This window comes from Stutzerimonas kunmingensis (genome assembly GCF_032106285.1).
GTDB classification, from domain to species: domain Bacteria; phylum Pseudomonadota; class Gammaproteobacteria; order Pseudomonadales; family Pseudomonadaceae; genus Stutzerimonas; species Stutzerimonas kunmingensis_B.
In genome coordinates this window covers 57,185-80,035 of sequence record NZ_DAMCPO010000015.1, presented here as the reverse complement: position 1 = coordinate 80,035, position 22,851 = coordinate 57,185, and the positions used below count along the sequence as shown (strand labels likewise).

The 22,851-nt window shown below is 60.1% G+C and carries 20 protein-coding genes and 2 tRNA genes; 20 read left to right on the top strand and 2 right to left on the bottom strand.

The window, feature by feature from the left end; genetic code table 11:
- Window positions 1-64 precede the first annotated feature (64 nt).
- The 5 genes from dapB (at window position 65) to RT582_RS13500 (ending at window position 6,512) form a co-directional block, all read left to right on the top strand.
- Window positions 65-871, top strand: a complete 807-nt coding sequence (dapB, locus tag RT582_RS13520; protein WP_014819225.1) for a 4-hydroxy-tetrahydrodipicolinate reductase — start codon at window positions 65-67, stop codon at window positions 869-871.
- A 216-nt stretch (window positions 872-1,087) separates the two neighbouring features.
- The gene (carA, locus tag RT582_RS13515) at window positions 1,088-2,236 is read left to right on the top strand and encodes a glutamine-hydrolyzing carbamoyl-phosphate synthase small subunit (protein ID WP_313477854.1); all 1,149 of its coding nucleotides are present in this window, start codon (window positions 1,088-1,090) and stop codon (window positions 2,234-2,236) included.
- A 172-nt stretch (window positions 2,237-2,408) separates the two neighbouring features.
- Complete coding sequence (carB, locus tag RT582_RS13510) at window positions 2,409-5,630, top strand: carbamoyl-phosphate synthase large subunit (RefSeq protein WP_125859674.1); 3,222 nt, start codon at window positions 2,409-2,411, stop codon at window positions 5,628-5,630.
- A complete protein-coding gene (greA, locus tag RT582_RS13505) occupies window positions 5,627-6,103 on the top strand; it encodes a transcription elongation factor GreA (RefSeq protein ID WP_014819228.1) in 477 nt (158 codons plus the stop codon). Before carB ends, greA begins: the two co-directional genes overlap by 4 nt.
- Window positions 6,081-6,512, top strand: a complete 432-nt coding sequence (locus RT582_RS13500; protein WP_313477851.1) for a DUF4149 domain-containing protein — start codon at window positions 6,081-6,083, stop codon at window positions 6,510-6,512. Before greA ends, RT582_RS13500 begins: the two co-directional genes overlap by 23 nt.
- Before the next feature lie 33 nt (window positions 6,513-6,545).
- Here the strand turns inward: RT582_RS13500 and yhbY are convergent, their stop codons facing one another.
- A complete protein-coding gene (yhbY, locus tag RT582_RS13495) occupies window positions 6,546-6,857 on the bottom strand; it encodes a ribosome assembly RNA-binding protein YhbY (protein ID WP_221102666.1) in 312 nt (103 codons plus the stop codon).
- Between the two features lie 490 nt (window positions 6,858-7,347).
- On the opposite strand from yhbY, the gene ftsH reads away from it, so the two are divergent.
- From ftsH to RT582_RS13420, 15 genes are all read left to right on the top strand, one after another.
- Complete coding sequence (gene ftsH / locus RT582_RS13490) at window positions 7,348-9,258, top strand: ATP-dependent zinc metalloprotease FtsH (protein ID WP_041016119.1); 1,911 nt, start codon at window positions 7,348-7,350, stop codon at window positions 9,256-9,258.
- A 172-nt stretch (window positions 9,259-9,430) separates the two neighbouring features.
- Window positions 9,431-10,282, top strand: a complete 852-nt coding sequence (gene folP / locus RT582_RS13485; RefSeq protein WP_041016120.1) for a dihydropteroate synthase — start codon at window positions 9,431-9,433, stop codon at window positions 10,280-10,282.
- A gap of 10 nt (window positions 10,283-10,292) precedes the next feature.
- On the top strand, window positions 10,293-11,630 hold the full coding sequence (gene glmM / locus RT582_RS13480; protein WP_313477847.1) for a phosphoglucosamine mutase: 1,338 nt from the start codon (window positions 10,293-10,295) through the stop codon (window positions 11,628-11,630).
- A 65-nt stretch (window positions 11,631-11,695) separates the two neighbouring features.
- Window positions 11,696-12,451 (top strand): triose-phosphate isomerase, encoded by a 756-nt coding sequence (gene tpiA / locus RT582_RS13475; RefSeq protein WP_312723490.1) that lies wholly within the window; start codon window positions 11,696-11,698, stop codon window positions 12,449-12,451.
- Between the two features lie 4 nt (window positions 12,452-12,455).
- Window positions 12,456-12,839, top strand: a complete 384-nt coding sequence (secG, locus tag RT582_RS13470; RefSeq protein ID WP_313477844.1) for a preprotein translocase subunit SecG — start codon at window positions 12,456-12,458, stop codon at window positions 12,837-12,839.
- A gap of 7 nt (window positions 12,840-12,846) precedes the next feature.
- Window positions 12,847-12,932: transfer RNA gene (locus tag RT582_RS13465), tRNA-Leu, on the top strand.
- Between the two features lie 96 nt (window positions 12,933-13,028).
- A tRNA-Met gene (locus RT582_RS13460) sits at window positions 13,029-13,105 on the top strand.
- 127 nt (window positions 13,106-13,232) lie between these two features.
- Complete coding sequence (gene rimP, locus RT582_RS13455; RefSeq protein WP_041016123.1) at window positions 13,233-13,691, top strand: ribosome maturation factor RimP; 459 nt, start codon at window positions 13,233-13,235, stop codon at window positions 13,689-13,691.
- Between the two features lie 47 nt (window positions 13,692-13,738).
- Window positions 13,739-15,220, top strand: a complete 1,482-nt coding sequence (gene nusA, locus RT582_RS13450) for a transcription termination factor NusA (protein ID WP_014819237.1) — start codon at window positions 13,739-13,741, stop codon at window positions 15,218-15,220.
- A 28-nt stretch (window positions 15,221-15,248) separates the two neighbouring features.
- On the top strand, window positions 15,249-17,750 hold the full coding sequence (infB, locus tag RT582_RS13445; RefSeq protein ID WP_014819238.1) for a translation initiation factor IF-2: 2,502 nt from the start codon (window positions 15,249-15,251) through the stop codon (window positions 17,748-17,750).
- 102 nt (window positions 17,751-17,852) lie between these two features.
- A complete protein-coding gene (gene rbfA, locus RT582_RS13440; RefSeq protein WP_090523108.1) occupies window positions 17,853-18,242 on the top strand; it encodes a 30S ribosome-binding factor RbfA in 390 nt (129 codons plus the stop codon).
- Between the two features lie 2 nt (window positions 18,243-18,244).
- Window positions 18,245-19,162 (top strand): tRNA pseudouridine(55) synthase TruB, encoded by a 918-nt coding sequence (gene truB / locus RT582_RS13435; protein WP_313477839.1) that lies wholly within the window; start codon window positions 18,245-18,247, stop codon window positions 19,160-19,162.
- Window positions 19,163-19,276: 114 nt separating this feature from the next.
- A complete protein-coding gene (gene rpsO, locus RT582_RS13430) occupies window positions 19,277-19,546 on the top strand; it encodes a 30S ribosomal protein S15 (protein WP_003293213.1) in 270 nt (89 codons plus the stop codon).
- Between the two features lie 164 nt (window positions 19,547-19,710).
- Complete coding sequence (pnp, locus tag RT582_RS13425) at window positions 19,711-21,816, top strand: polyribonucleotide nucleotidyltransferase (RefSeq protein WP_125859672.1); 2,106 nt, start codon at window positions 19,711-19,713, stop codon at window positions 21,814-21,816.
- A gap of 264 nt (window positions 21,817-22,080) precedes the next feature.
- Entirely contained in the window at window positions 22,081-22,449 is a 369-nt protein-coding gene (locus RT582_RS13420) for a BON domain-containing protein (protein WP_014819242.1), read from the top strand.
- 73 nt (window positions 22,450-22,522) lie between these two features.
- Here RT582_RS13420 and RT582_RS13415 read toward each other — a convergent pair whose 3' ends face one another.
- Entirely contained in the window at window positions 22,523-22,834 is a 312-nt protein-coding gene (locus tag RT582_RS13415; protein WP_014819243.1) for a DUF2845 domain-containing protein, read from the bottom strand.
- Between the last annotated feature and the right edge of the window lie 17 nt (window positions 22,835-22,851).

Below are 22,851 nucleotides of genomic sequence, written 5' to 3'. Positions count from 1 at the left end.
GTGGAGGATGACAGGCTTCGTGCCTGCGTCCTCCGCTTGAAGCCTGCAGCCTGGAGCTGAATTGATGCGACGTATTGCAGTGACCGGCGCCGCCGGGCGTATGGGCAAGACCTTGATCGAGGCGGTGCAGCAGACCAGTGGTGCCGCCGGCCTGACGGCGGCCATCGATCGTCCGGACAGCACTCTGGTGGGTGCCGATGCCGGCGAGCTGGCAGCCATCGGTCGTCTGGGTGTGCCGCTGACCGGTGAGCTCGTCAGGGCCATCGATGAGTTCGACGTGCTGATCGATTTCACCCATCCTTCGGTGACCCTGAAGAATCTGGAAGTCTGCCGGCGCGCCGGCAAGGCGATGGTGATCGGTACCACCGGCTTCTCGCCTGACGAGAAGGAGCGTCTCGTTGCGGCGGCCAGGGACATCCCGATCGTCTTTGCCGCCAACTTCAGTGTTGGCGTCAATCTGTGCCTCAAGCTGCTGGACACGGCAGCGCGGGTATTAGGTGACGACGTGGATATCGAGATCATCGAGGCGCATCACCGGCACAAGGTGGACGCACCTTCTGGTACCGCGCTGCGCATGGGTGAAGTCGTCGCCGAGGCGCTTGGGCGTGACCTTCAGAAGGTTGCGGTATATGGGCGTGAGGGGCAAACCGGTGCGCGTCAGCGCGACACCATCGGCTTCGCTACCGTCCGTGCCGGCGACGTGGTCGGTGATCACACAGTGTTGTTCGCCGCCGATGGTGAACGCGTGGAAATCACCCACAAGGCCTCCAGCCGCATGACCTTCGCCAAGGGCGCCGTGCGTGCCGCGCTATGGCTGGACGAGAAGCCGGCAGGTCTTTACGACATGCAGGATGTGCTCGGTCTGAAATGATTCGCTGCGTCGGCTGGCAGCGTCGCGCACCGTTCGAGTGCGTTTGCCGGCTATTTTGGCTGGACCCGAAAGGCGGTTTTATGTAAGCTTCCCGCTTTAGTGTGTCCACTAAAAGTTGCGCAGAAATGAATCAAACAAAAAGCGGGATGACCTTCACACGTCATCCCGCTTTTTTACAATCTGCGTCTGCTCCAGCCTTGATCTATGGGAGGTCTCTTGACTAAGCCAGCCCTTACGCCAGCCATTCTGGCTCTTGCCGATGGCAGCATCTTTCGCGGCGAATCCATCGGCGCCGATGGGCAAACCATTGGTGAGGTGGTGTTCAACACCGCCATGACCGGCTATCAGGAAATCCTCACCGATCCTTCCTACGCCAAGCAGATCGTAACCCTGACCTATCCTCATGTCGGCAACACTGGTACCACGCCGGAGGATGCCGAGTCCAGGAAAGTCTGGGCTGCGGGTCTGGTTATTCGCGACCTGCCGCTGATTTCCAGCAACTGGCGCGACAAGCAACCCCTGCCTGACTACCTCAAGGCCAATGGCACCGTTGCCATCGCCGGCATCGATACTCGTCGCCTGACCCGTATCCTGCGAGAGAAGGGTGCGCAGAACGGCTGCATCCTGGCTGGTAGCGATGCGACAGAAGAGAAAGCGCTGGAGCTGGCGCGCAGCTTCCCTGGCCTCAAGGGCATGGATCTGGCGAAGGAAGTCAGCGTCAAGGAGCGTTACGAGTGGCGCTCCAGTGTCTGGTGCCTGAAGGATGACGGCCATGCCGAGATTCCCGCCAGCGAGCTGCCCTACCATGTCGTCGCCTTCGACTACGGCGTGAAGTACAACATCCTGCGCATGCTGGTCGCCCGCGGTTGCCGCGTCACCGTGCTTCCGGCACAGACGCCTGCCAGCGAAGCCTTGGCGCTGAACCCGGACGGTATCTTCCTGGCAAACGGTCCGGGTGACCCCGAGCCATGCGACTACGCGATCAAGGCGATCCAGCAAGTGCTCGAAACCGACATCCCGGTATTCGGCATCTGCCTTGGCCACCAGTTGCTGGCGCTCGCCTCCGGCGCCACGACCGTGAAGATGCCCAACGGTCACCACGGTGCTAACCACCCGGTTCAGGATCTGAAGACCGGTGTGGTGATGATCACCAGTCAGAACCATGGCTTTGCCGTGGACGAAGCTAGTCTGCCGGCCAATGTGCGTGCGACACACAAGTCGCTGTTCGATGGCACCCTGCAGGGCATCGAGCGCACCGACAAGGTTGCCTTCAGCTTCCAGGGTCACCCCGAAGCGAGCCCGGGGCCGCATGACGTCGCGCCGCTGTTCGACCGTTTCATCGAAGCCATGGCCAAACGACAGTAACGAGTCGTCTTGAGAGTGTAGCGAGCGCGGTCTGGGCAAGGCGCCCGGAACGCAACGACGAGACAGTACAGGTAGTACGGCGAGGAAGTGAGTACCGCGCAGCGCAGCCCAGGCGGCGCGCAGTAACTCTCAAGATGACTCGCCGACTGACCTAAGGATTCGAGTAACGAAAATGCCAAAACGTACAGATATCAAAAGCATCCTCATCCTCGGCGCCGGCCCCATCGTCATCGGCCAGGCGTGCGAGTTCGATTACTCCGGCGCTCAGGCCTGCAAGGCGCTTAAGGAGGAAGGCTTCCGCGTCATCCTGGTGAATTCCAACCCGGCGACCATCATGACCGACCCGGCCATGGCTGACGCCACCTACATCGAGCCGATCAAATGGGCCACCGTGGCCAAGATCATCGAGAAGGAGCGTCCGGACGCACTGCTGCCGACCATGGGTGGTCAGACCGCGCTGAACTGCGCGCTGGACCTGGAAAAGCACGGCATTCTGGAGAAGTTCGGCGTCGAGATGATCGGTGCCAACGCCGACACCATCGACAAGGCCGAAGACCGTTCGCGCTTCGACAAGGCGATGAAGGACATCGGTCTTGCCTGTCCGGTATCCGGCATCGCGCACAACATGGAAGAAGCCTACGGCGTGCTCGACAAGGTCGGCTTCCCCTGCATCATTCGCCCGTCGTTCACCATGGGTGGCACCGGCGGCGGCATCGCCTATAACCGTGAAGAGTTCGAAGAGATCTGCGCCCGCGGCCTGGACCTTTCACCGACCAGTGAGCTGCTGATCGACGAGTCGCTGATCGGTTGGAAGGAATACGAGATGGAGGTGGTCCGCGACAAGAAGGACAACTGCATCATCGTCTGCTCCATCGAGAACTTCGATCCGATGGGCGTGCACACCGGCGACTCGATCACCGTCGCGCCGGCCCAGACCCTGACCGACAAGGAATACCAGATCCTGCGTAACGCCTCGCTGGCGGTGCTGCGCGAGATCGGCGTGGAAACTGGTGGCTCCAACGTGCAGTTCGGCATTTGTCCAGATACCGGCCGCATGGTGGTGATCGAGATGAACCCGCGGGTGTCGCGTTCCTCGGCGCTGGCGTCCAAGGCCACAGGCTTCCCGATCGCCAAGATCGCCGCCAAGCTGGCCGTCGGTTACACCCTCGACGAACTGCAGAACGACATCACTGGCGGTCGCACGCCTGCTTCTTTCGAGCCGGCCATCGACTACGTCGTGACCAAGGTGCCGCGCTTTGCCTTCGAGAAATTCCCCAAGGCCGACGCGCGCCTGACTACTCAGATGAAGTCGGTCGGTGAGGTCATGGCGATTGGTCGCACCTTCCAGGAATCCATGCAGAAAGCGCTGCGTGGCCTGGAAGTCGGCGCAACCGGTTTCGATCCGAAACTGAATCTGGCTGACGCCGAGGCCGAGAGCACCCTCAAGCGCGAACTGACGGTGCCGGGCGCCGATCGCATCTGGTATGTCGCCGACGCCTTCCGTGCCGGCAAGAGTGTCGAAGATGTGTTCGCGCTGACCAAGATCGATCCTTGGTTCCTGGTGCAGATCGAGGATCTGGTCAAGGATGAAGAGCACGTCAAGACGCTGGGCCTGTCCAGCATCGACCGCGACATGATGTACAAGCTCAAGCGCAAGGGTTTTTCCGACGCGCGTCTGGCCAAGCTGTTAGGCGTCACCGAGAAGAACCTGCGCAGTCACCGTCACAAGCTCAAGGTGCTGCCGGTCTACAAGCGCGTCGACACCTGCGCCGCCGAGTTCGCTACCGACACGGCCTACATGTATTCGACCTACGAGGAAGAGTGCGAGGCAAACCCGTCGAGCCGCGACAAGATCATGATCCTGGGTGGCGGCCCCAACCGTATCGGACAGGGCATCGAGTTCGACTACTGTTGTGTGCACGCCGCGCTGGCGATGCGCGAAGACGGCTACGAGACCATCATGGTCAACTGCAACCCGGAAACCGTCTCCACCGACTACGACACGTCCGACCGCCTGTACTTCGAGCCGGTAACCCTGGAAGACGTGCTGGAAATCGTCCGTGTCGAGCAGCCCAAGGGCGTGATTGTGCAATATGGCGGGCAGACCCCGCTGAAGATCTGCCGTGCGTTGGAGGAGGCGGGTGTACCGATCATCGGCACTAGTCCGGATGCAATCGACCGCGCCGAAGACCGTGAACGCTTCCAGCAGATGGTGCAGCGTCTGAATCTGCGTCAGCCGCAGAACGCCACGGCGCGTAGTGAGGAGGAAGCCATCGCTGCGTCCAAGGCGATTGGCTACCCGCTGGTGGTGCGCCCGTCCTACGTGCTGGGCGGCCGGGCGATGGAGATCGTTTACGAGGAAGAAGAGCTCAAGCGCTATATGCGTGAAGCGGTCCAGGTGTCCAACGACAGCCCGGTGCTGCTGGATCACTTCCTCAACTGCGCCATCGAAGTGGATATCGACGCGGTCTGCGACGGTACTGACGTCGTCATCGGCGGCATCATGCAGCACATCGAGCAGGCCGGTGTCCACTCCGGTGACTCGGCCTGCTCGCTTCCGGCCTACTCGCTGCCGCAGCATATTCAGGACGAGATTCGTGACCAGGTGCGCAAGATGGCCCTGGAGCTCGACGTGATAGGCCTGATGAACGTACAGATGGCCGTGCAGGGCGAAGATATCTACGTGCTCGAGGTCAACCCGCGTGCTTCGCGTACGGTGCCGTTCGTTTCCAAGTGCATTGGCGAGTCGTTGGCCAAGGTTGCGGCGCGCGTGATGGCTGGCAAGACACTGAAGGAAATCGGCTTCACTCGCGAAATCATCCCGACCTACTACAGCGTCAAGGAAGCGGTATTCCCGTTCGCCAAGTTCCCCGGCGTCGATACCATCCTCGGTCCGGAGATGAAGTCCACCGGTGAGGTGATGGGCGTAGGCGACAGCTTTGCCGAAGCCTTTGCCAAGGCCCAGCTGGGCGCTAGCGAAATCCTGCCGACCTCGGGTTGCGCGTTCCTCAGCGTGCGCGAAGACGACAAGCCTTACGTCGAGCAGGTCGCTCGTGATCTGGTCGGGCTCGGTTTCGAGGTGGTGGCGACCGCCGGCACCGCGCGGATCATCGAGGCGGCCGGACTGCCGGTGCGCCGTGTGAACAAGGTGACCGAAGGCCGTCCGCACGTGGTCGACATGATCAAGAATGACGAAGTCACATTGGTCATCAACACTACCGAAGGCCGCCAGTCCATCGCCGATTCGTATTCCATTCGGCGCAACGCCCTGCAGCACAAGATCTGCATCACCACCACTATCGCGGGTGGCCAGGCAATCTGTGAGGCGCTCAAGTTCGGTCCCGAGAAGACTGTGCGCCGCTTGCAGGATCTCCATGCAGGAATCAAGGCATGACAAAATTTCCAATGACCATCCAGGGCGCTCGCGCCCTGGAAGACGAACTCAAGCATCTGAAGACCGTTTTGCGTCCGCAGATTACCCAGGCGATCGCCGAGGCGCGCGAACTCGGCGATCTCAAGGAGAACGCCGAGTATCATGCTGCGCGTGAGCAGCAGGGCATGGTTGAGGCGCGTATCCGCGACATCGAGGGTCGACTGCAGAACGCGCAGGTTATCGATATCGCCAACATCACGCCGACTGGCAAGGTAATCTTCGGTACCACTGTGGATATCGCCAATGTCGAGACCGACGAGCAGGTGACCTACCAGATCGTCGGCGACGATGAAGCTGACATCAAGCAGGGCAAGCTTTCGGTCAGTTCGCCGATTGCCCGCGCATTGATCGGCAAGGAAGAAGGTGATGTCGTAGCCGTCAAAACGCCCAGTGGGTTGATCGAGTACGAGATTGTCGAAGTCCGCCACGTCTGACCGACAGCCGGCGCGGGCTGGCATCATCACCTGGCAGCTGGCCCAGACGTTCTGGGTCGGCGGCTTGTGGCTGCTGCAATTTCTGGTCTTGCCTGCCCTTGGGCGCGTCGGGCTGGCACCTTTATTGGTCGATGAGATCGCTGGCAGCCTGAAGCCGCTGCTGGTCGGCTTTGCCGCATTCTGTAGCGCGCTGCAGGCGCTGGTCTTGGTTCAGGTGATGGGGCTGCGCGGCTTGTGGCGTGACGTTCGCGGCCAGCTTTTGCTGACAGTAATGATGCTCGCGGGCAGCCAGTTGTTGATGCGGGCGGGCTGGTTCGACTCGCTCTACTGGGCCAGCTTCAGCTTTCTGGCGATGGCGCTGTGTGGCCTGATGCTGGTCTTGCAGCCCGCTCCGGGACGCGAGTACTGAGCGCGCGGCAGATTGAGTCTGCCGCGCACGATCTCAGGCCTGGAAGCGGTGAATGTTCGAAAGCTGCTTGTTCGGCTTTGGATTCTTGCGGTACACCAGGGCCATCTTGCCGATGGTCTGTACCAGCTCGCACTTGCCGACCTTGCACAGTTCTTCTATCAGCGCGCGGCGGTCTTCACGCTCTGCGAGGCGGAACTGGATCTTGATCAGCTCATGGTCGTTCAGGGCCCGCTCGAGTTCGGCTTGAACGCCTTCGGTCAGTCCGTTCTCGGCTACGATCAGGACCGGTTTCAGATGGTGGCCGATGGATTTGTACTGCTTCTTTTGCTCGTTGGTGAGCGGCATATGTCGACCCTTGCGTCAGAACCTTGGAAACGGCGGCTAGTGTAACCGAGAGGTGCATGACCGCACAGATGAGGCGTCAGCTTGGGGCATGCTGTATCCGTCCGTACCGACAAAAAGTTCTTCTTCGGTGGCTGGGGTCGTGCGTCGAATGTCTCTGGATACGCGTCAGATATCAGCTGACGAAAAATCATGCCGGCCTTGTGATTGTCCATACGGCCCCAATATCGGTTGCAGAGTTGCGTCGCGGGGCGCGCTGCTTCAAAAAATGTAGCGAATAGCGCTCGGTGCAAAATGCCATATCTTGCGGTCTATCGTGCAGGCTTCAGTTGAATGGACGGCTCGGTGTTACAAGGGCTAGGCTGTTTCATAGGGTTACAGACCGGCTGCCAGTTCCAGTACGTTGTGTAGTAAGTTAGGCCGAGCAACCAACCGGCCGTCATGCGGCCCGCAGACAACGGGTTTGCTCCAGAGGGTAGTTAATTTGAACGACATGGCAAAAAACCTGATTCTGTGGCTGATCATCGCCGCCGTCCTGGTCACGGTGATGAACAACTTCTCCAGCCCCAGCGAGCCGCAGACGCTGAGCTATTCCGACTTCCTCGAGCAGGTCAAGGAAGGGCGCGTCGAGCGTGTGACGGTCGATGGTTTCGTGATCATCGGCAAGCGCAGCGAAGGCGATACCTTCAAGACCATTCGCCCGGCGATTCAGGACAATGGTCTGATCGGTGATCTGCTCGACAACAATGTGCTGATCGAGGGCAAGCAGCCTGAGCAGCAAAGTATCTGGACTCAGCTTCTCGTTGCCAGCTTCCCGATTCTGGTGATCATCGCTGTATTCATGTTTTTCATGCGGCAGATGCAGGGCGGTGCGGGTGGCAAGGGTGGGCCGATGAGTTTCGGCAAGAGCAAGGCGCGCCTGCTTTCCGAGGATCAGGTCAAGACGACCTTTGCTGACGTCGCCGGCTGCGATGAGGCGAAGGAAGAAGTCCACGAGCTGGTCGAGTTCCTGCGTGATCCTGGCAAGTTTCAACGTCTCGGCGGTCGCATTCCGCGTGGTGTGCTGATGGTCGGCCCGCCCGGCACTGGTAAGACGCTGCTGGCCAAGGCGATTGCAGGTGAAGCCAAGGTGCCGTTCTTCACCATTTCCGGTTCGGATTTCGTCGAGATGTTCGTCGGTGTCGGTGCCAGCCGTGTCCGCGACATGTTCGAACAGGCGAAGAAGCACGCGCCGTGCATCATCTTTATCGACGAGATCGATGCAGTTGGTCGTCATCGTGGCGCAGGTCTCGGTGGCGGGCACGATGAGCGCGAGCAGACCCTCAACCAGTTGCTGGTGGAGATGGACGGCTTCGAGATGAACGATGGGATCATCGTCATCGCTGCAACTAACCGTCCGGACGTACTCGATCCTGCACTTCTGCGCCCAGGTCGTTTCGACCGTCAGGTGGTGGTCGGCCTGCCGGACATTCGCGGTCGCGAGCAGATCCTGAAGGTGCACATGCGCAAGGTGCCGATCAGTGAGAACGTCGAGCCCGCTGTAATTGCGCGTGGGACGCCGGGTTTCTCCGGTGCGGATCTCGCCAACCTGGTCAACGAAGCTTCGCTGTTTGCCGCGCGTTCCAATAAGCGCATCGTCGAAATGCGTGAGTTCGAGCTGGCCAAGGACAAGATCATGATGGGCGCCGAGCGCAAGTCCATGGTCATGTCCGAAAAGGAGAAGCTCAACACCGCTTACCACGAAGCAGGTCATGCCATCGTTGGGCGCGTGGTCCCCGAGCATGATCCCGTCTACAAGGTCTCCATCATTCCTCGTGGTCGGGCGCTAGGCGTCACCATGTTCCTGCCAGAGGAAGATCGTTACAGCCTGTCGAAGCGCGCGCTGATCAGCCAGATCTGTTCTTTGTTCGGAGGGCGGATTGCGGAAGAGATGACGCTGGGCTTCGAGGGTGTCACCACGGGTGCGTCGAACGACATCATGCGCGCCACGCAGTTGGCGCGGAACATGGTGACCAAGTGGGGCTTGTCGGAGAAGCTTGGGCCGTTGATGTACGCCGAGGAAGAGGGCGAGGTGTTTCTCGGTCGCAGTGCTGGCAGCCAGCATTCCAATGTATCCGGTGAAACCGCGCGGCTGATCGATGAAGAAGTGCGCAGCATCATCGATCACTGCTACGGGACGGCCAAGCAGATCTTGACCGATAATCGCGACAAGCTGGATGTGATGGCCGAAGCCTTGATGAAGTACGAGACCATCGATGCGCCGCAGATCGACGACATCATGGCTGGGCGCACCCCTCGGGAGCCGCGTGATTGGGAAGGTGGCTCGGGCGCGTCCGGTACGCCAGTCGTGCCGGATGATAGTCGCCCGCAAACCCCGATCGGTGGTCCTGCCGGCGAGCATTGAGGGCATGCGCAAGCCAGTGGCTGCATCGGGCGCGTGAAAATCGGAGTACACCAGAAGGGGCGCATAGGCGCCCCTTCTGGTGTAAATTGTCCAGCCCGTTGCGCCATGGTGGTGCAGCTGGTGTGGTGGGCGCCTGTCCAGGGTGTCCGGCCTGAAAGCTCAAGGCTCGTAAATGACCGAATCTCTTTCTCCCGCTCGGCTGGTATGTGGCAGCCGGGTTCTCGATCTTTCCCGTCCTCATGTGATGGGGATTCTCAATGTCACACCCGATTCTTTCTCTGATGGTGGTCGCTTTGCCGAGCGCGAGGCAGCCCTGCGGCATGCCGAAGCAATGGCCGTGGCTGGGGCTACGCTGATCGATGTTGGTGGCGAGTCTACGCGCCCTGGCGCGCGCGCCGTCTCGCCGACCGAGGAGCTGGAGCGGGTCGCACCGATCGTAGAGATGATCGCGCGGGAGCTCGACGTGGTCGTTTCGGTGGATACGTCCACGCCCGCAGTCATCCGCGAGTGTGCGAGGCTGGGCGCTGGGCTGATTAACGACGTGCGCTCGCTGCAGCGCGACGGTGCGCTGGATGCCGCGGCTGACGCTGGCCTGCCGGTCTGCCTCATGCACATGCGCGGCGAGCCAGGTGATATGCAGAGGGATCCCCGCTACGACGACGTTGTGGAGGAGGTTTGTTCGTTTCTTGAGCAGCGAATGGGTGCGTGTGCTGCGGCGGGAATCCCGCTCGATCGCATCGTCCTAGATCCCGGCTTCGGCTTCGCCAAGACGCTGAACCATAATCTTGTGCTGTTCAGGCGTATGGAGGTACTGCATCGACTGGGGCGGCCGTTGCTGGTCGGTGTCTCGCGCAAGAGCATGATCGGGGCCGTACTGGGTCGGCCAGTTGATGAGCGCTTGTACGGCAGTCTGGCTTTGGCGGCGCTCGCCGTAGGCAAGGGCGCGCAAATTGTGCGCGTTCATGACGTTGCCGAGACGGTTGATGTAGTTCGAATGATTGCTGCAGTGCAAGCGGCGCAATAGGGAAGGCACCATGACTAGAAAATACTTCGGTACCGATGGCATCCGTGGGCATGTCGGGCAGGCTCCGATCACCCCGGACTTCATGCTCAAGCTGGGTTGGGCGGCTGGCATGGCCTTTCGCAAGCAGGGAAAGTGCCGGATTCTGATCGGAAAGGACACGCGTATTTCGGGCTACATGTTCGAGTCAGCATTGCAGGCGGGCTTGTCGGCGGCTGGCGCGGACGTACTGTTGCTTGGGCCTATGCCGACGCCCGCAGTCGCCTATCTGACGCGTACCTTCCATGCTGAGGCGGGTATTGTGATCAGCGCCTCGCACAATCCGCATCACGATAACGGAATCAAGTTCTTTTCCGGTCGCGGCACCAAGCTTCCTGATGAAGTGGAGCTGATGATCGAGGAGTTGATCGATGCGCCGATGACCGTGGTCGACTCGGCACAGCTTGGCAAGGCATCCCGCATCAATGACGCGGCTGGCCGTTATATCGAGTTCTGCAAGAGCAGCGTGCCAACCAGCACTGATTTCTCCGGGTTGAAGCTGGTGATCGACTGCGCGCATGGCGCGACCTACAAGGTTGCACCCAGCGTGTTCCGTGAGCTGGGCGCCGAGGTGGTGGTTATAGGTGCGCAGCCGGACGGTCTGAACATCAATGCCGATGTCGGCTCCACTCATGTCGGGCAGCTGCAGAAGGCGGTTGTCGATCATGGCGCGGATCTGGGCATAGCCTTCGATGGCGACGGTGACAGGGTGATGATGGTCGACCACACCGGTGCGGTCGTGGATGGCGACGAACTGCTTTACATCATCGCGACTGATTTGCAGGAGCGAGATCGGTTGGCTGGCGGCGTTGTCGGCACGCTGATGAGTAACCTGGGGCTTGAGCTTGCCTTGAAAGCGCGGGAGATACCGTTCACCCGCGCCAAGGTGGGAGATCGCTACGTGATCGCGGAGATGCTTGAGCGTGGCTGGGCATTGGGTGGTGAGAACTCCGGGCATATAGTCTGTGCGCAGCACACCACCACGGGCGATGCGATCATCGCGGCGTTGCAGGTGGTGCTGGCGCTTCGTCGGCGCGGCCAGACGCTCGCACAGGAGCGACTGGCTTGGCACAAGTGCCCTCAGGTGCTGATCAACGTGCGCTTTTCTGGCGAGCGCGATCCAATTTCGCATCCTAGCGTGCAAACTGCTTGCGACAGTGTTACCGAGCGCATGGGTGGGCGTGGCCGCGTGCTTTTGCGCAAGTCCGGGACCGAGCCGCTGGTACGTGTCATGGTTGAAGGCGATGACGAAAGTCAGGTGCGTGGCATGGCTGAGGAGCTGGCGAAGATCGTTACCGAAGTTTGTGCGTAATCGCGCTTGCCAGGGCGTTTGCTGTTGAGTAACATCTGCGCCCACTTTGACCGATGAGGTAAAGCATGCGTCGCCCCATGGTAGCTGGTAACTGGAAAATGAACGGTACCCGCGCTAGCGTCGCAGAGCTTGTCGAGTCTCTCCGGATGCAGGTTTTGCCTGCGGATGTCGAGATTGCGGTGTTTCCCTCCGCTGTGCATGTCTCTCAGGTTCTGGATGGTGTTGATGGTGAGCGCGTTGCCGTCGGTACCCAGGATTGTGCGGCGCAGAATGGCTTCGGGGCGCTGACCGGTGAGGTTTCGGCTGAGCAGTTCGCTGATTTCGGTTGTAAGTGGGTTCTGGTTGGTCACTCCGAGCGTCGCCTGTTGTTGGGTGAGACGGACGAAGTGGTCAGTCGCAAGTTTTCGGCAGCGCAGGTGGGTGGTCTTAAGCCTGTGTTGTGCCTGGGTGAGACGCTTGAAGAGCGACGGGCAGGCAAGACGCTTGAAGTGGTTGGGCGTCAGTTGGCGCGAGTGCTGGATGACCGTGGTGTCGCCGCATTCGAGTCGGCGGTTATTGCTTACGAGCCTGTTTGGGCGATTGGTAGTGGCTTGACCGCAACGCCTGAGCAGGCGCAGGAAGTACATGCTGCCATTCGAGAGCAGTTGTCGCGTCATGATGGCCGCATCGCTGAAGGCGTAAGGCTTCTGTACGGCGGCAGCGTCAAGGCGGAGAATGCCGCTGAGCTATTCGCAATGGCGGATATTGATGGGGGGCTGGTTGGCGGGGCCTCTCTGAAAGCGGATGAATTTGGTGCGATTTGTCGCGCCGCGGGGAACTGAACAGATGTTGCAGACTGTCGTGATTGTGGTGCATCTGCTGGTTGCTCTAGGTGTTGTTGCGCTGGTGCTGCTGCAGCAGGGCAAGGGCGCAGATGCTGGTGCTTCGTTCGGTTCGGGTGCTTCGGCAACTGTTTTCGGAAGCCAAGGTTCTGCTACCTTTTTGAGTCGTCTTACTGCTATACTCGCCGGCGTTTTTTTCGTGACTAGTCTCGGTTTGGCGTTCTTCGCGAAGCAGCAGGCTGATCAGTTGTCTCAGGCGGGGTTGCCGGATCCAGCTGTGCTGGAAGTTCCGGTCAGTAAGCCGGCGGTAGAAGATGTGCCTGTGCTCGAGCAGCGCAGGCCGGCAGATGCTGCTAGTGATCTGCCTGAGGTAGAAGAAGGGCAATAAGGTTTTTGCCGAGGTGGTGGAATTGGTAGACACGCTACCTTGAGGTGGTAGTGGCCATAGGCTGTAGGGGTTCGAGTCCCCTCCTCGGTACCAAACAAGCAGGCCCGCCTAGTGCGGGCTTTCTTGTGTTTTAAGGGTTTTAAGTTGACCTGTATTAGGCGTGAGTCGTATAATTCGTGCCCAGTTTGACGCGGGGTGGAGCAGTCTGGTAGCTCGTCGGGCTCATAACCCGAAGGTCGTTGGTTCAAATCCAGCCCCCGCAACCAGTCAATAAAGAGCCCCTGTACAGGGGCTTTTTATTAGCTTGAGGCCAGGTCGCCGGCATTTACAGGCGGTCAAAGGGATGGGCGTTTCGCCCATTTTTCATTTGTACAGCATGCGCGAGGGACTTCGATGTCGAGCAAGCTAGAACAGTTGCAGGCCTTGTTGGCCCCGGTGGTTGAGGCGCTTGGCTATCAGTGCTGGGGTATTGAGTTCATTTCCCAGGGGCGGCATTCACTGCTGCGAGTCTATATCGACCATGCCGACGGCATCCTCATCGACGACTGCGAGAAGGTCAGCCGTCAATTGAGTGGTGTGCTCGACGTGGAAGATCCGATCAGCGTGGACTACACCCTTGAGGTTTCTTCTCCCGGTATGGATCGGCCCCTGTTCACCATTGAGCAGTACACCGCCCATGTCGGTGACCAGGTAAAAATAAAGCTGCGCTCGCCCTTCGAGGGCAGGCGCAATTTCCAGGGTCTTCTCCGTGGGGTGGAAGAGCAGGATGTCGTGGTGCAGGTGGACGACCATGAGTACCTGCTGCCGATCGACATGATCGATAAGGCCAACATCATTCCCCGTTTTGACTGAGAACGGATCCCGCGGAACCCAATGGATTGCGAAAGGCGAGGCGTACGATGAGCAAAGAAGTACTGCTGGTTGTGGAGTCGGTGTCCAATGAAAAGGGCGTACCGGCGAGTGTGATTTTCGAAGCGCTTGAGCTGGCCTTGGCCACGGCTACCAAGAAGCGCTACGAGGACGAAGTTGATCTGCGTGTGGAAATCAATCGCCACAATGGCAGCTACGAATCCTTCCGTCGCTGGACTGTCGTAGACGATGAGCACTTTGAAGATCCGGCCCATCAGTTGGCATTGGATCAGGCTCAGGCGCGTAATCCCGACGCCAAGCTTGGTGATGTGTTCGAAGAGAAAATCGAGTCCATCGAGTTCGGCCGTATTGCCGCGCAGACCGCCAAGCAGGTCATCGTGCAGAAAGTGCGCGAGGCCGAGCGTGCGCAGGTGGTTGAAGCCTATCGTGATCGTCTGGGTGAGATCATCTCCGGCACGGTCAAGAAAGTGACCCGCGATAGCGTTATCGTCGACCTCGGCAATAACGCCGAAGCGTTGCTGGCTCGCGAAGACATCATTGCGCGTGAAACCTTCCGCGTCGGTGCCCGTGTTCGCGCACTGCTCAAGGAAATTCGCACTGAGAACCGCGGCCCGCAGTTGATTCTGTCGCGTACTGCGCCGCAGATGCTGATCGAGCTGTTCCGCATCGAAGTGCCAGAAATCGCCGAAGGCCTCATTGAGGTCATGGGTGCGTCGCGTGATCCTGGTTCGCGGGCCAAGATCGCCGTTCGCTCCAAGGACAAGCGCATCGATCCGCAGGGCGCCTGCATCGGCATGCGCGGTTCGCGGGTTCAGGCCGTCTCTGGCGAAATTGGCGGCGAGCGCGTCGATATCGTCCTGTGGGATGAGAACCCGGCTCAGTTTGTCATCAATGCGATGGCTCCGGCTGAAGTGGCCGCGATCATCGTCGACGAAGACGCTCACGCCATGGATATCGCGGTTGCCGAAGACAATCTGGCGCAGGCGATCGGTCGTGGCGGTCAGAATGTGCGTCTGGCCAGTCAGCTTAGTGGTTGGACGCTCAACGTCATGACTGAAGCGGACATCCAGGCCAAGCAGCAGGAAGAAACCGGTGACATCCTGCGCAACTTCATTGATGAGTTGGACGTTGATGAGGAACTTGCACAGGTGCTGGTGGAAGAGGGCTTCACCTCCCTCGAAGAGATTGCCTATGTCCCCATGGAGGAAATGCTTGGCATCGAAGGCTTCGACGAAGACATCGTCAATGAGCTGCGTACGCGGGCCAAAGATCGCCTGCTGACCAAGGCCATCGCCAACGAGGAGAAGCTTGCGGATGCTCAGCCGGCTGAAGATCTGCTGGCACTCGATGGCATGGATAAAGAACTGGCGGTCGAGTTGGCCGTGCGGGGCGTCATCACCCGCGAAGACCTGGCCGAGCAGTCGATAGACGACCTGCTCGACATAGACGGCATCGATGAAGAGCGTGCCGGCAAGCTGATCATGGCCGCCCGAGCCCATTGGTTCGAGTAAGTAATTAGCGGCCTGAGGAGAGAAATGCATGACGCAAGTCACGGTGAAAGAACTGGCCCAGGTGGTCGCCACACCGGTCGAGCGACTGCTTCAGCAGATGCGTGAGGCAGGACTGTCGCACACCAGCGCCGAGCAAGTAGTGACCGATAACGAGAAACAGGCTCTGTTGGCCCATTTGAAAAGCAGCCACGGGGCGAAAGTGGACGAGCCGCGCAAGATCACCTTGCAGCGCAAGACCACTACCAAACTCAAGGTTGGCGGTAGCAAGACCATCAGCGTTGAAGTGCGCAAGAAGAAGACCTTCGTCAAGCGCAGCGCCGAGGAAATCGAAGCCGAACAGCGTCGCGAAGCCGAGGAGCAACGCGCGGCTGAAGAGGCTGCTCGCCTGAAGGCCGAGCAGGACGCGCGCGAGCGTGCCGAAGAAGAAGCACGCCGTCAGGCTGAGTCGGTCAAGCCTCAGGGCGAGGCCTCTACGCCAGCAGCTGTTGAGCCGGCGGTGAGCGCCGAACCTGCACCGGTTGCGGTCGAGCCTGTAGCTCCTGCGCCTGAGCGTAAGAAGGAAGAGCCTCGTCGTGTCGAGAAGCCACGCAGTGATGACGACGAGCGTCGTGATCGCAAGCATGCGCAGCATCGTCCTTCGCTCAAGACCAAGGCTCCGCTGGCGCGTACCGTACGTACCGGTGAAGACGAGGCCGATGGTTTCCGTCGCGGCGGTCGCGGCAAGTCCAAGCTCAAGAAGCGTAATCAGCATGGGTTCCAGAGCCCAACAGGACCTGTAGTGCGCGAAGTGTCGATCGGCGAAACCATCACTGTGGCCGAACTGGCCCAGCAGATGTCGGTGAAAGCGGCCGAAGTCATCAAGTTCATGTTCAAGATGGGCTCGCCCGTCACCATCAACCAGGTGCTGGATCAGGAAACTGCTCAGCTGGTTGCCGAAGAGCTGGGCCACAAGGTCAAGCTGGTCAGCGACAACGCTCTGGAAGAGCAGTTGGCCGAGCTGCTGAAGTTCGAAGGTGAGTCGGTCTCGCGTGCGCCGGTCGTGACCGTGATGGGTCACGTTGACCATGGCAAGACCTCGCTGCTCGACTACATTCGTCGCGCCAAGGTGGCTGTCGGCGAGGCTGGTGGTATCACCCAGCATATCGGTGCCTATCACGTCGAAACCGAGCGTGGCATGGTCACCTTCCTCGACACCCCTGGTCACGCGGCGTTTACCGCCATGCGTGCTCGTGGTGCCAAGGCCACCGACATCGTGATCCTGGTGGTCGCGGCGGATGACGGCGTGATGCCTCAGACGCAGGAAGCCGTCCAGCATGCCAAGGCTGCCGGCGTGCCGATCGTGGTCGCGGTGAACAAGATCGACAAGCCGGATGCGAATCCGGACAACATCAAGAACGGCCTGGGCGCGCTCGACGTGATTCCGGAAGAGTGGGGCGGCGACACGCCGTTCATCCCGGTCTCCGCGAAGATGGGTACCGGCGTCGATGAACTGCTCGAAGCCGTTCTGCTGCAGGCCGAGCTCCTCGAGCTCAAGGCAACGCCTTCTGCGCCTGGTCGCGGTGTGGTGGTCGAGTCGCGCCTTGACAAGGGTCGCGGTCCGGTAGCCACCGTGCTGGTTCAGGACGGTACCCTGCGTCAGGGTGACATGGTCCTGTGTGGCGTCAACTTCGGTCGCGTTCGCGCCATGCTCGACGAGAACGGCAAGCCTGTGAAGGAGGCCGGTCCGTCGATTCCGGTCGAGATCCTCGGCCTGGATGGTACGCCGGAAGCCGGTGACGACCTCACCGTTGTGGCCGACGAGAAGAAGGCCCGTGAAGTTGCCCTGTTCCGCCAGGGCAAGTTCCGCGAAGTGAAACTGGCTCGTGCCCATGCCGGCAAGCTGGAAAACATCTTCGAGACCATGGGTCAGGACGAGAAGAAGACGCTCAACATCGTGCTCAAGGCGGACGTACGCGGCTCGCTCGAGGCGCTGCAGGGCTCGCTCAACGGCCTGGGTAACGACGAAGTGCAGGTTCGTGTGGTCGGCGGCGGTGTCGGTGGTATCACCGAGTCCGATGCCAACCTGGCGCTGGCCTCCAACGCCGTGCTGTTCGGCTTCAACGTCCGTGCCGATGCTGGTGCGCGCAAGATCGTCGAGGCCGAAGGCCTGGATATGCGCTACTACAACGTCATCTACGACATCATCGAGGACGTCAAGAAGGCGCTCACCGGTATGCTCGGCAGCGACGTTCGCGAGAACATCCTCGGCATCGCCGAAGTACGTGACGTGTTCCGTTCGCCGAAGTTCGGCGCGATTGCTGGTTGTATGGTCACCGAGGGTATGGTGCACCGCAATCGTCCGATCCGCGTCCTGCGCGACGACGTAGTCATCTTCGAGGGCGAGCTGGAGTCTCTGCGTCGCTTCAAGGATGACGTCGCGGAAGTCCGCGCCGGCATGGAGTGTGGTATCGGCGTGAAGAGCTACAACGACGTCAAGGTCGGCGACAAGATCGAAGTGTTCGAAAAGGTCGAAGTGGCGCGTTCGCTGTAAGCAAGCGTCAATCTGAAAGCTGGAAGCAAGGAGTCGGTGGCCGCCTGAATGCGGTCACTGCTTCGAGCTTCCAGCTTTCGGCTTTTAAACGGGTGGAAATTTATGGCCAAAGAATTCAGTCGTACCCAGCGCATCGGCGATCAGATGCAGCGCGAACTGGCGTTGCTCATTCAGCGTGAGATCAAGGATCCGCGTCTGGGCCTGATTACCATCACCGCGGTCGACGTCAGTCGCGATCTGTCCCACGCGAAGATCTTCATCACCATCATGGGGCAAGATGACGACCAAGAGGCGGTCAAGGGCAACCTGCGCATCCTCAACGACGCTGCCGGATTCCTGCGCATGCAGCTGGGCAAGAGCATGAAGCTGCGCACTGTTCCGCAGCTGCACTTCAACTACGACGCGAGCATTCGTCGGGGTGTCGAGCTGAGCTCGCTGATCGAGCGTGCGGTGGCGGAAGATCGCAAGCACAGCGACGAGCGCGGAGAATAAGCGTGGCACAGGTCAAGCGTGTACGGCGCAACGTCAACGGCATCATCCTGCTCGACAAGCCGCGTGGGTTCACCTCCAATGCGGCCTTGCAGAAGGTTCGCTGGCTGCTGAATGCTGAGAAGGCCGGACATACCGGGAGTCTCGATCCGCTCGCCACAGGTGTGTTGCCGCTGTGTTTTGGAGAGGCGACCAAGTTCTCGCAGTACCTTCTGGACGCGGACAAGGCCTACGAGACGGTCATGCAGCTTGGGGTCACCACGGCCACCGCCGATGCCGAGGGCGAGGTCCTGGAGCGCAAGCCGGTCGCGGTCACCGTCGAACAGCTGGAGGCGCTGCTGCCGCAGTTTCGCGGTGACATCCTGCAGGTGCCGCCGATGTATTCGGCGCTCAAGCGGGACGGCCAGCCGCTATACAAGCTGGCGCGTGCCGGTGAAGTGGTGGAGCGCGAGCCGCGTTCTGTTAATATTGCGCGCTTGGAGTTGCTCGCGCTCGAAGGCGACAAGGCGCGACTGGCTGTGACCTGCAGCAAGGGCACCTATATCCGGACCTTGGTGGAAGACATCGGCCAATTGCTCGGCTGCGGCGCGCATGTCGCCGAGCTGCGGCGCACCCAGGCCGGTCCGTTCGACCTTTCGCAGACGGTGACGCTCGAAACACTGGAGCGGGCGCATGCTGACGGCGGCTCCGAGGCCCTGGATGGATTCCTGCAACCGGTGGACAGCGGGCTGGAGCATTGGCCGTTGTTGCAGTTGTCGGAACACAGCGCTTACTACTGGCTGCACGGACAGCCGGTGCGGGCACCGGAGGCGCCGCAGTACGGCATGGTTCGCGTACAGGATAATAATGGTCGCTTCATCGGCATCGGTGAAGTGAGCGAGGACGGGCGCATCGCGCCACGTCGGTTGATTCGGTCGGAATGACCGTTACGCGGCGCGTTCGCGCGTTGCGTCAGAGGGTGGCTGTCAGCAGGCACGGTCATTTCTCTTTATTAAACACGGGATGATTCCCGGCCTGTTCACTCAAGGAGCCCTATCATGGCACTGAGCGTTGAAGAAAAAGCCCAGATCGTTAACGAGTACAAGCAAGCTGAAGGCGATACCGGTTCTCCGGAAGTGCAGGTAGCCCTGCTGACCGCCAACATCAACAAGCTGCAGGACCACTTCAAGGCCAACGGCAAAGACCACCACTCGCGTCGTGGTCTGATCCGTATGGTTAACCAGCGCCGCAAGCTGCTGGATTACCTGAAGGGTAAGGACACCACTCGTTACAGCACCCTGATCGGTCGTCTGGGTCTGCGTCGCTAAGACGCGCCCGCGCTGGAAGCCGGAAGCTGGAAGCCTGAAGTTGAAAGTGGGGTATCCCTCGATCAGCTTCGGTCTTCCAGCTTTTGGCTTTCTTGCAGGTCGTTTCGGGCCGACTCCCGAACGTTCTGCCAATTTCCCCAAGGCAACAAAGAGAAGGAAAAACCGTGAATCCGGTAATCAAGAAGTTTCAATTCGGTCAGTCGACCGTAACCCTGGAAACGGGTCGTATCGCCCGCCAGGCCTCCGGCGCAGTGCTGGTCACCGTCGATGACGACGTCACCGTGCTGGTAAGCGTGGTCGGTGCCAAGACCGCCGATCCGAGCAAGGGGTTCTTCCCGCTCTCCGTGCATTACCAGGAGAAGACCTATGCAGCCGGCAAGATCCCTGGCGGCTTCTTCAAGCGGGAGGCGCGTCCTTCCGAGAAGGAAACCCTGACCTCTCGTCTAATCGATCGTCCGATTCGTCCGCTGTTCCCGGAAGGTTTCCAGAACGAAGTGCAGGTCATCTGTACCGTCGTTTCCACCAGCAAGAAGACTGACCCGGACATCGCCGCGATGATCGGTACTTCGGCCGCTCTGGCTGTTTCCGGCATTCCGTTCGACGGCCCGATCGGTGCTGCACGCGTGGCTTTCCACCCGGAAACCGGCTACCTGCTGAACCCGAACTACGAGCAGCTCAAGGCCTCCAGCCTGGACATGGTCGTAGCCGGCACCAAAGACGCTGTACTGATGGTCGAATCGGAAGCCAAAGAGCTGACCGAAGACCAGATGCTGGGCGCCGTGCTGTTCGCCCATGACGAGTTCCAGGCCGTGATCAAGGCGGTCGAAGAACTCGCCGCCGAAGCCGGCAAGCCGCGCTGGGACTGGACTGCTCCGCAGGCCAACACCGCGCTGTTGGACGCCATCCGTGCCGAGTTCGGTGAAGCCATCTCCCAGGCCTACACCATCACCATCAAGCAGGATCGCTATGCGCGCCTGGGCGAGCTGAAGGACCAGGTCGTTGCCAAGTTCTCTGGTGAAGAAGGCCAGCCGTCTGCCGGCGAAGTGAAGGATGCCTTCGGTGAGATCGAGTACCGCACCGTTCGCGAGAACATCGTCAACGGCAAGCCACGCATCGATGGTCGCGACACCCGCACCGTCCGCGGGCTGAACATCGAGGTCGGCGTACTCGACAAGACCCACGGTTCGGCGCTGTTCACCCGTGGTGAGACCCAGGCTCTGGTAGTTGCCACTCTCGGCACCGCCCGTGACGCACAGCTGCTCGATACCCTGGAAGGCGAGAAGAAAGACCCCTTCATGCTTCACTACAACTTCCCGCCGTACTCGGTGGGCGAGTGTGGTCGCATGGGCGCTACCGGTCGCCGTGAAATCGGTCATGGGCGCCTGGCCCGTCGTGGCGTCGCCGCCATGCTGCCGAGCGCCGACGAATTCCCCTACACCATCCGTGTAGTGTCGGAAATCACCGAATCCAATGGTTCGTCCTCTATGGCTTCCGTCTGCGGTGCTTCCCTTGCTCTGATGGACGCTGGTGTGCCGATGAAGGCTCCGGTGGCCGGTATCGCCATGGGTCTGGTCAAGGAAGGCGAGAAGTTTGCCGTTCTGACCGACATCCTCGGTGACGAAGATCACCTGGGCGACATGGACTTCAAGGTAGCCGGTACCGCCAAGGGCGTGACCGCGCTGCAGATGGACATCAAAATCCAGGGCATCACCGAAGAGATCATGGAGCAGGCGCTGGAGCAGGCTCTGGAAGCTCGCCTGAACATCCTCGGCCAGATGAACCAGGTCATCGCCCAGTCACGCAGCGAGCTGTCGGCCAATGCCCCGACCATGCTGGCGATGAAGATCGACCAGGACAAGATCCGTGACGTGATCGGCAAGGGTGGCGCCACCATTCGCGCTATCTGCGAAGAGACCAAGGCCTCGATCGACATCGAAGACGATGGCTCGATCAAGATATTCGGCGAAACCAAGGAAGCGGCAGAGGCGGCCAAGCAGCGCGTACTGGGCATCACCGCTGAAGCCGAAATCGGCAAGATCTACGTCGGCAAGATCGAGCGCATCGTCGACTTCGGCGCGTTCGTAAACATCCTCCCGGGCAAGGATGGCCTGGTGCACATCTCGCAAATCAGCGATCAGCGTATCGAGAAAGTCACCGATGTGCTTAAAGAAGGTCAGGAAGTGAAGGTGCTGGTGCTGGACGTGGACAACCGCGGCCGTATCAAGCTCTCCATCAAGGACGTTGCCGCCGCTGAAGCCTCTGGCGTTTGACAGCTGGCAGTTGAACAGAAGGGCCTTCGGGCCCTTTTTGTTTGATCGTGGTATTTATTCAATGCCTGTGCGAGATTGCAAGATGCACGCAGCGGCCGGGGGAAACTTGCAATGTGCAAGTAACTCGTGAATTGCTGCCATGCATAACTTATTGATTATTAAGGATAAAAAAATAACAGCAAGTTGGCACAACGCTTGCGCTGTTATTCGTGCATCTGAGGCCGGAGTCATGCCCCAGAAACCACGAGAACAGGAGTGACATCTATGAAGACTACTCAGACACTTACTGCCGCTGCCATCGCCGCTGCTCTTAGCCTGCCGTTCGCCGGTGCCGCTCTGGCCGATACCACGCCTGCCATCGACAAGACCGATACCGTCATGCTGGCCGCCAACACTATGGACGATGCCGGTGATGCTGCTTCCGATACCTGGATCACCACCAAGGTGAAATCCACCCTGCTGGCCGAAGACGCGACTCCCGGCATGGACATCGAAGTGGAAACCAAGGATGGCGTCGTCTCGCTGTCCGGGACCGTAGCTACCGAAGCCGAGAAAGAAGCTGCCGTGGCCAAGGCCAAGGGCATCAAAGGCGTTCGTGAAGTCTCTGCCGACGGCCTGAAAACCGCCGAGTAACAGAGTTCTCCTCGCCAGTCGCTGGCGGGGCGCAAATCAGAAAACCCCACTCTATAGTGGGGTTTTTTGTGTCCTAGTTTCCTCGCTCACTGGTGATTTGCCGGAGACGATTGCCTTCGAATCGCAGGAAATGGAGCATGCCGTTGTTCGGCCCGTAGACCCATTCCTCGACAGGCACCTCCTGTTGGTAGCCATGATCATCAACGATCTCCTTGTAACCGACCAAGGCGGCGCTGGATGGCTCGCCGCATTTGCTGCGAACCTCGGCCGCGGTGGCTTCCAGGCTCACCAGGCGGCTGTTGCAGCGATAGGTAGAAGAGGCCTGCGCTTGCAGGGTGACAAGCAACAGGCAAAGCAGAAGTGTGGCGGGAACGCGACGGTCCATCGGTATGGCTCCAGGGA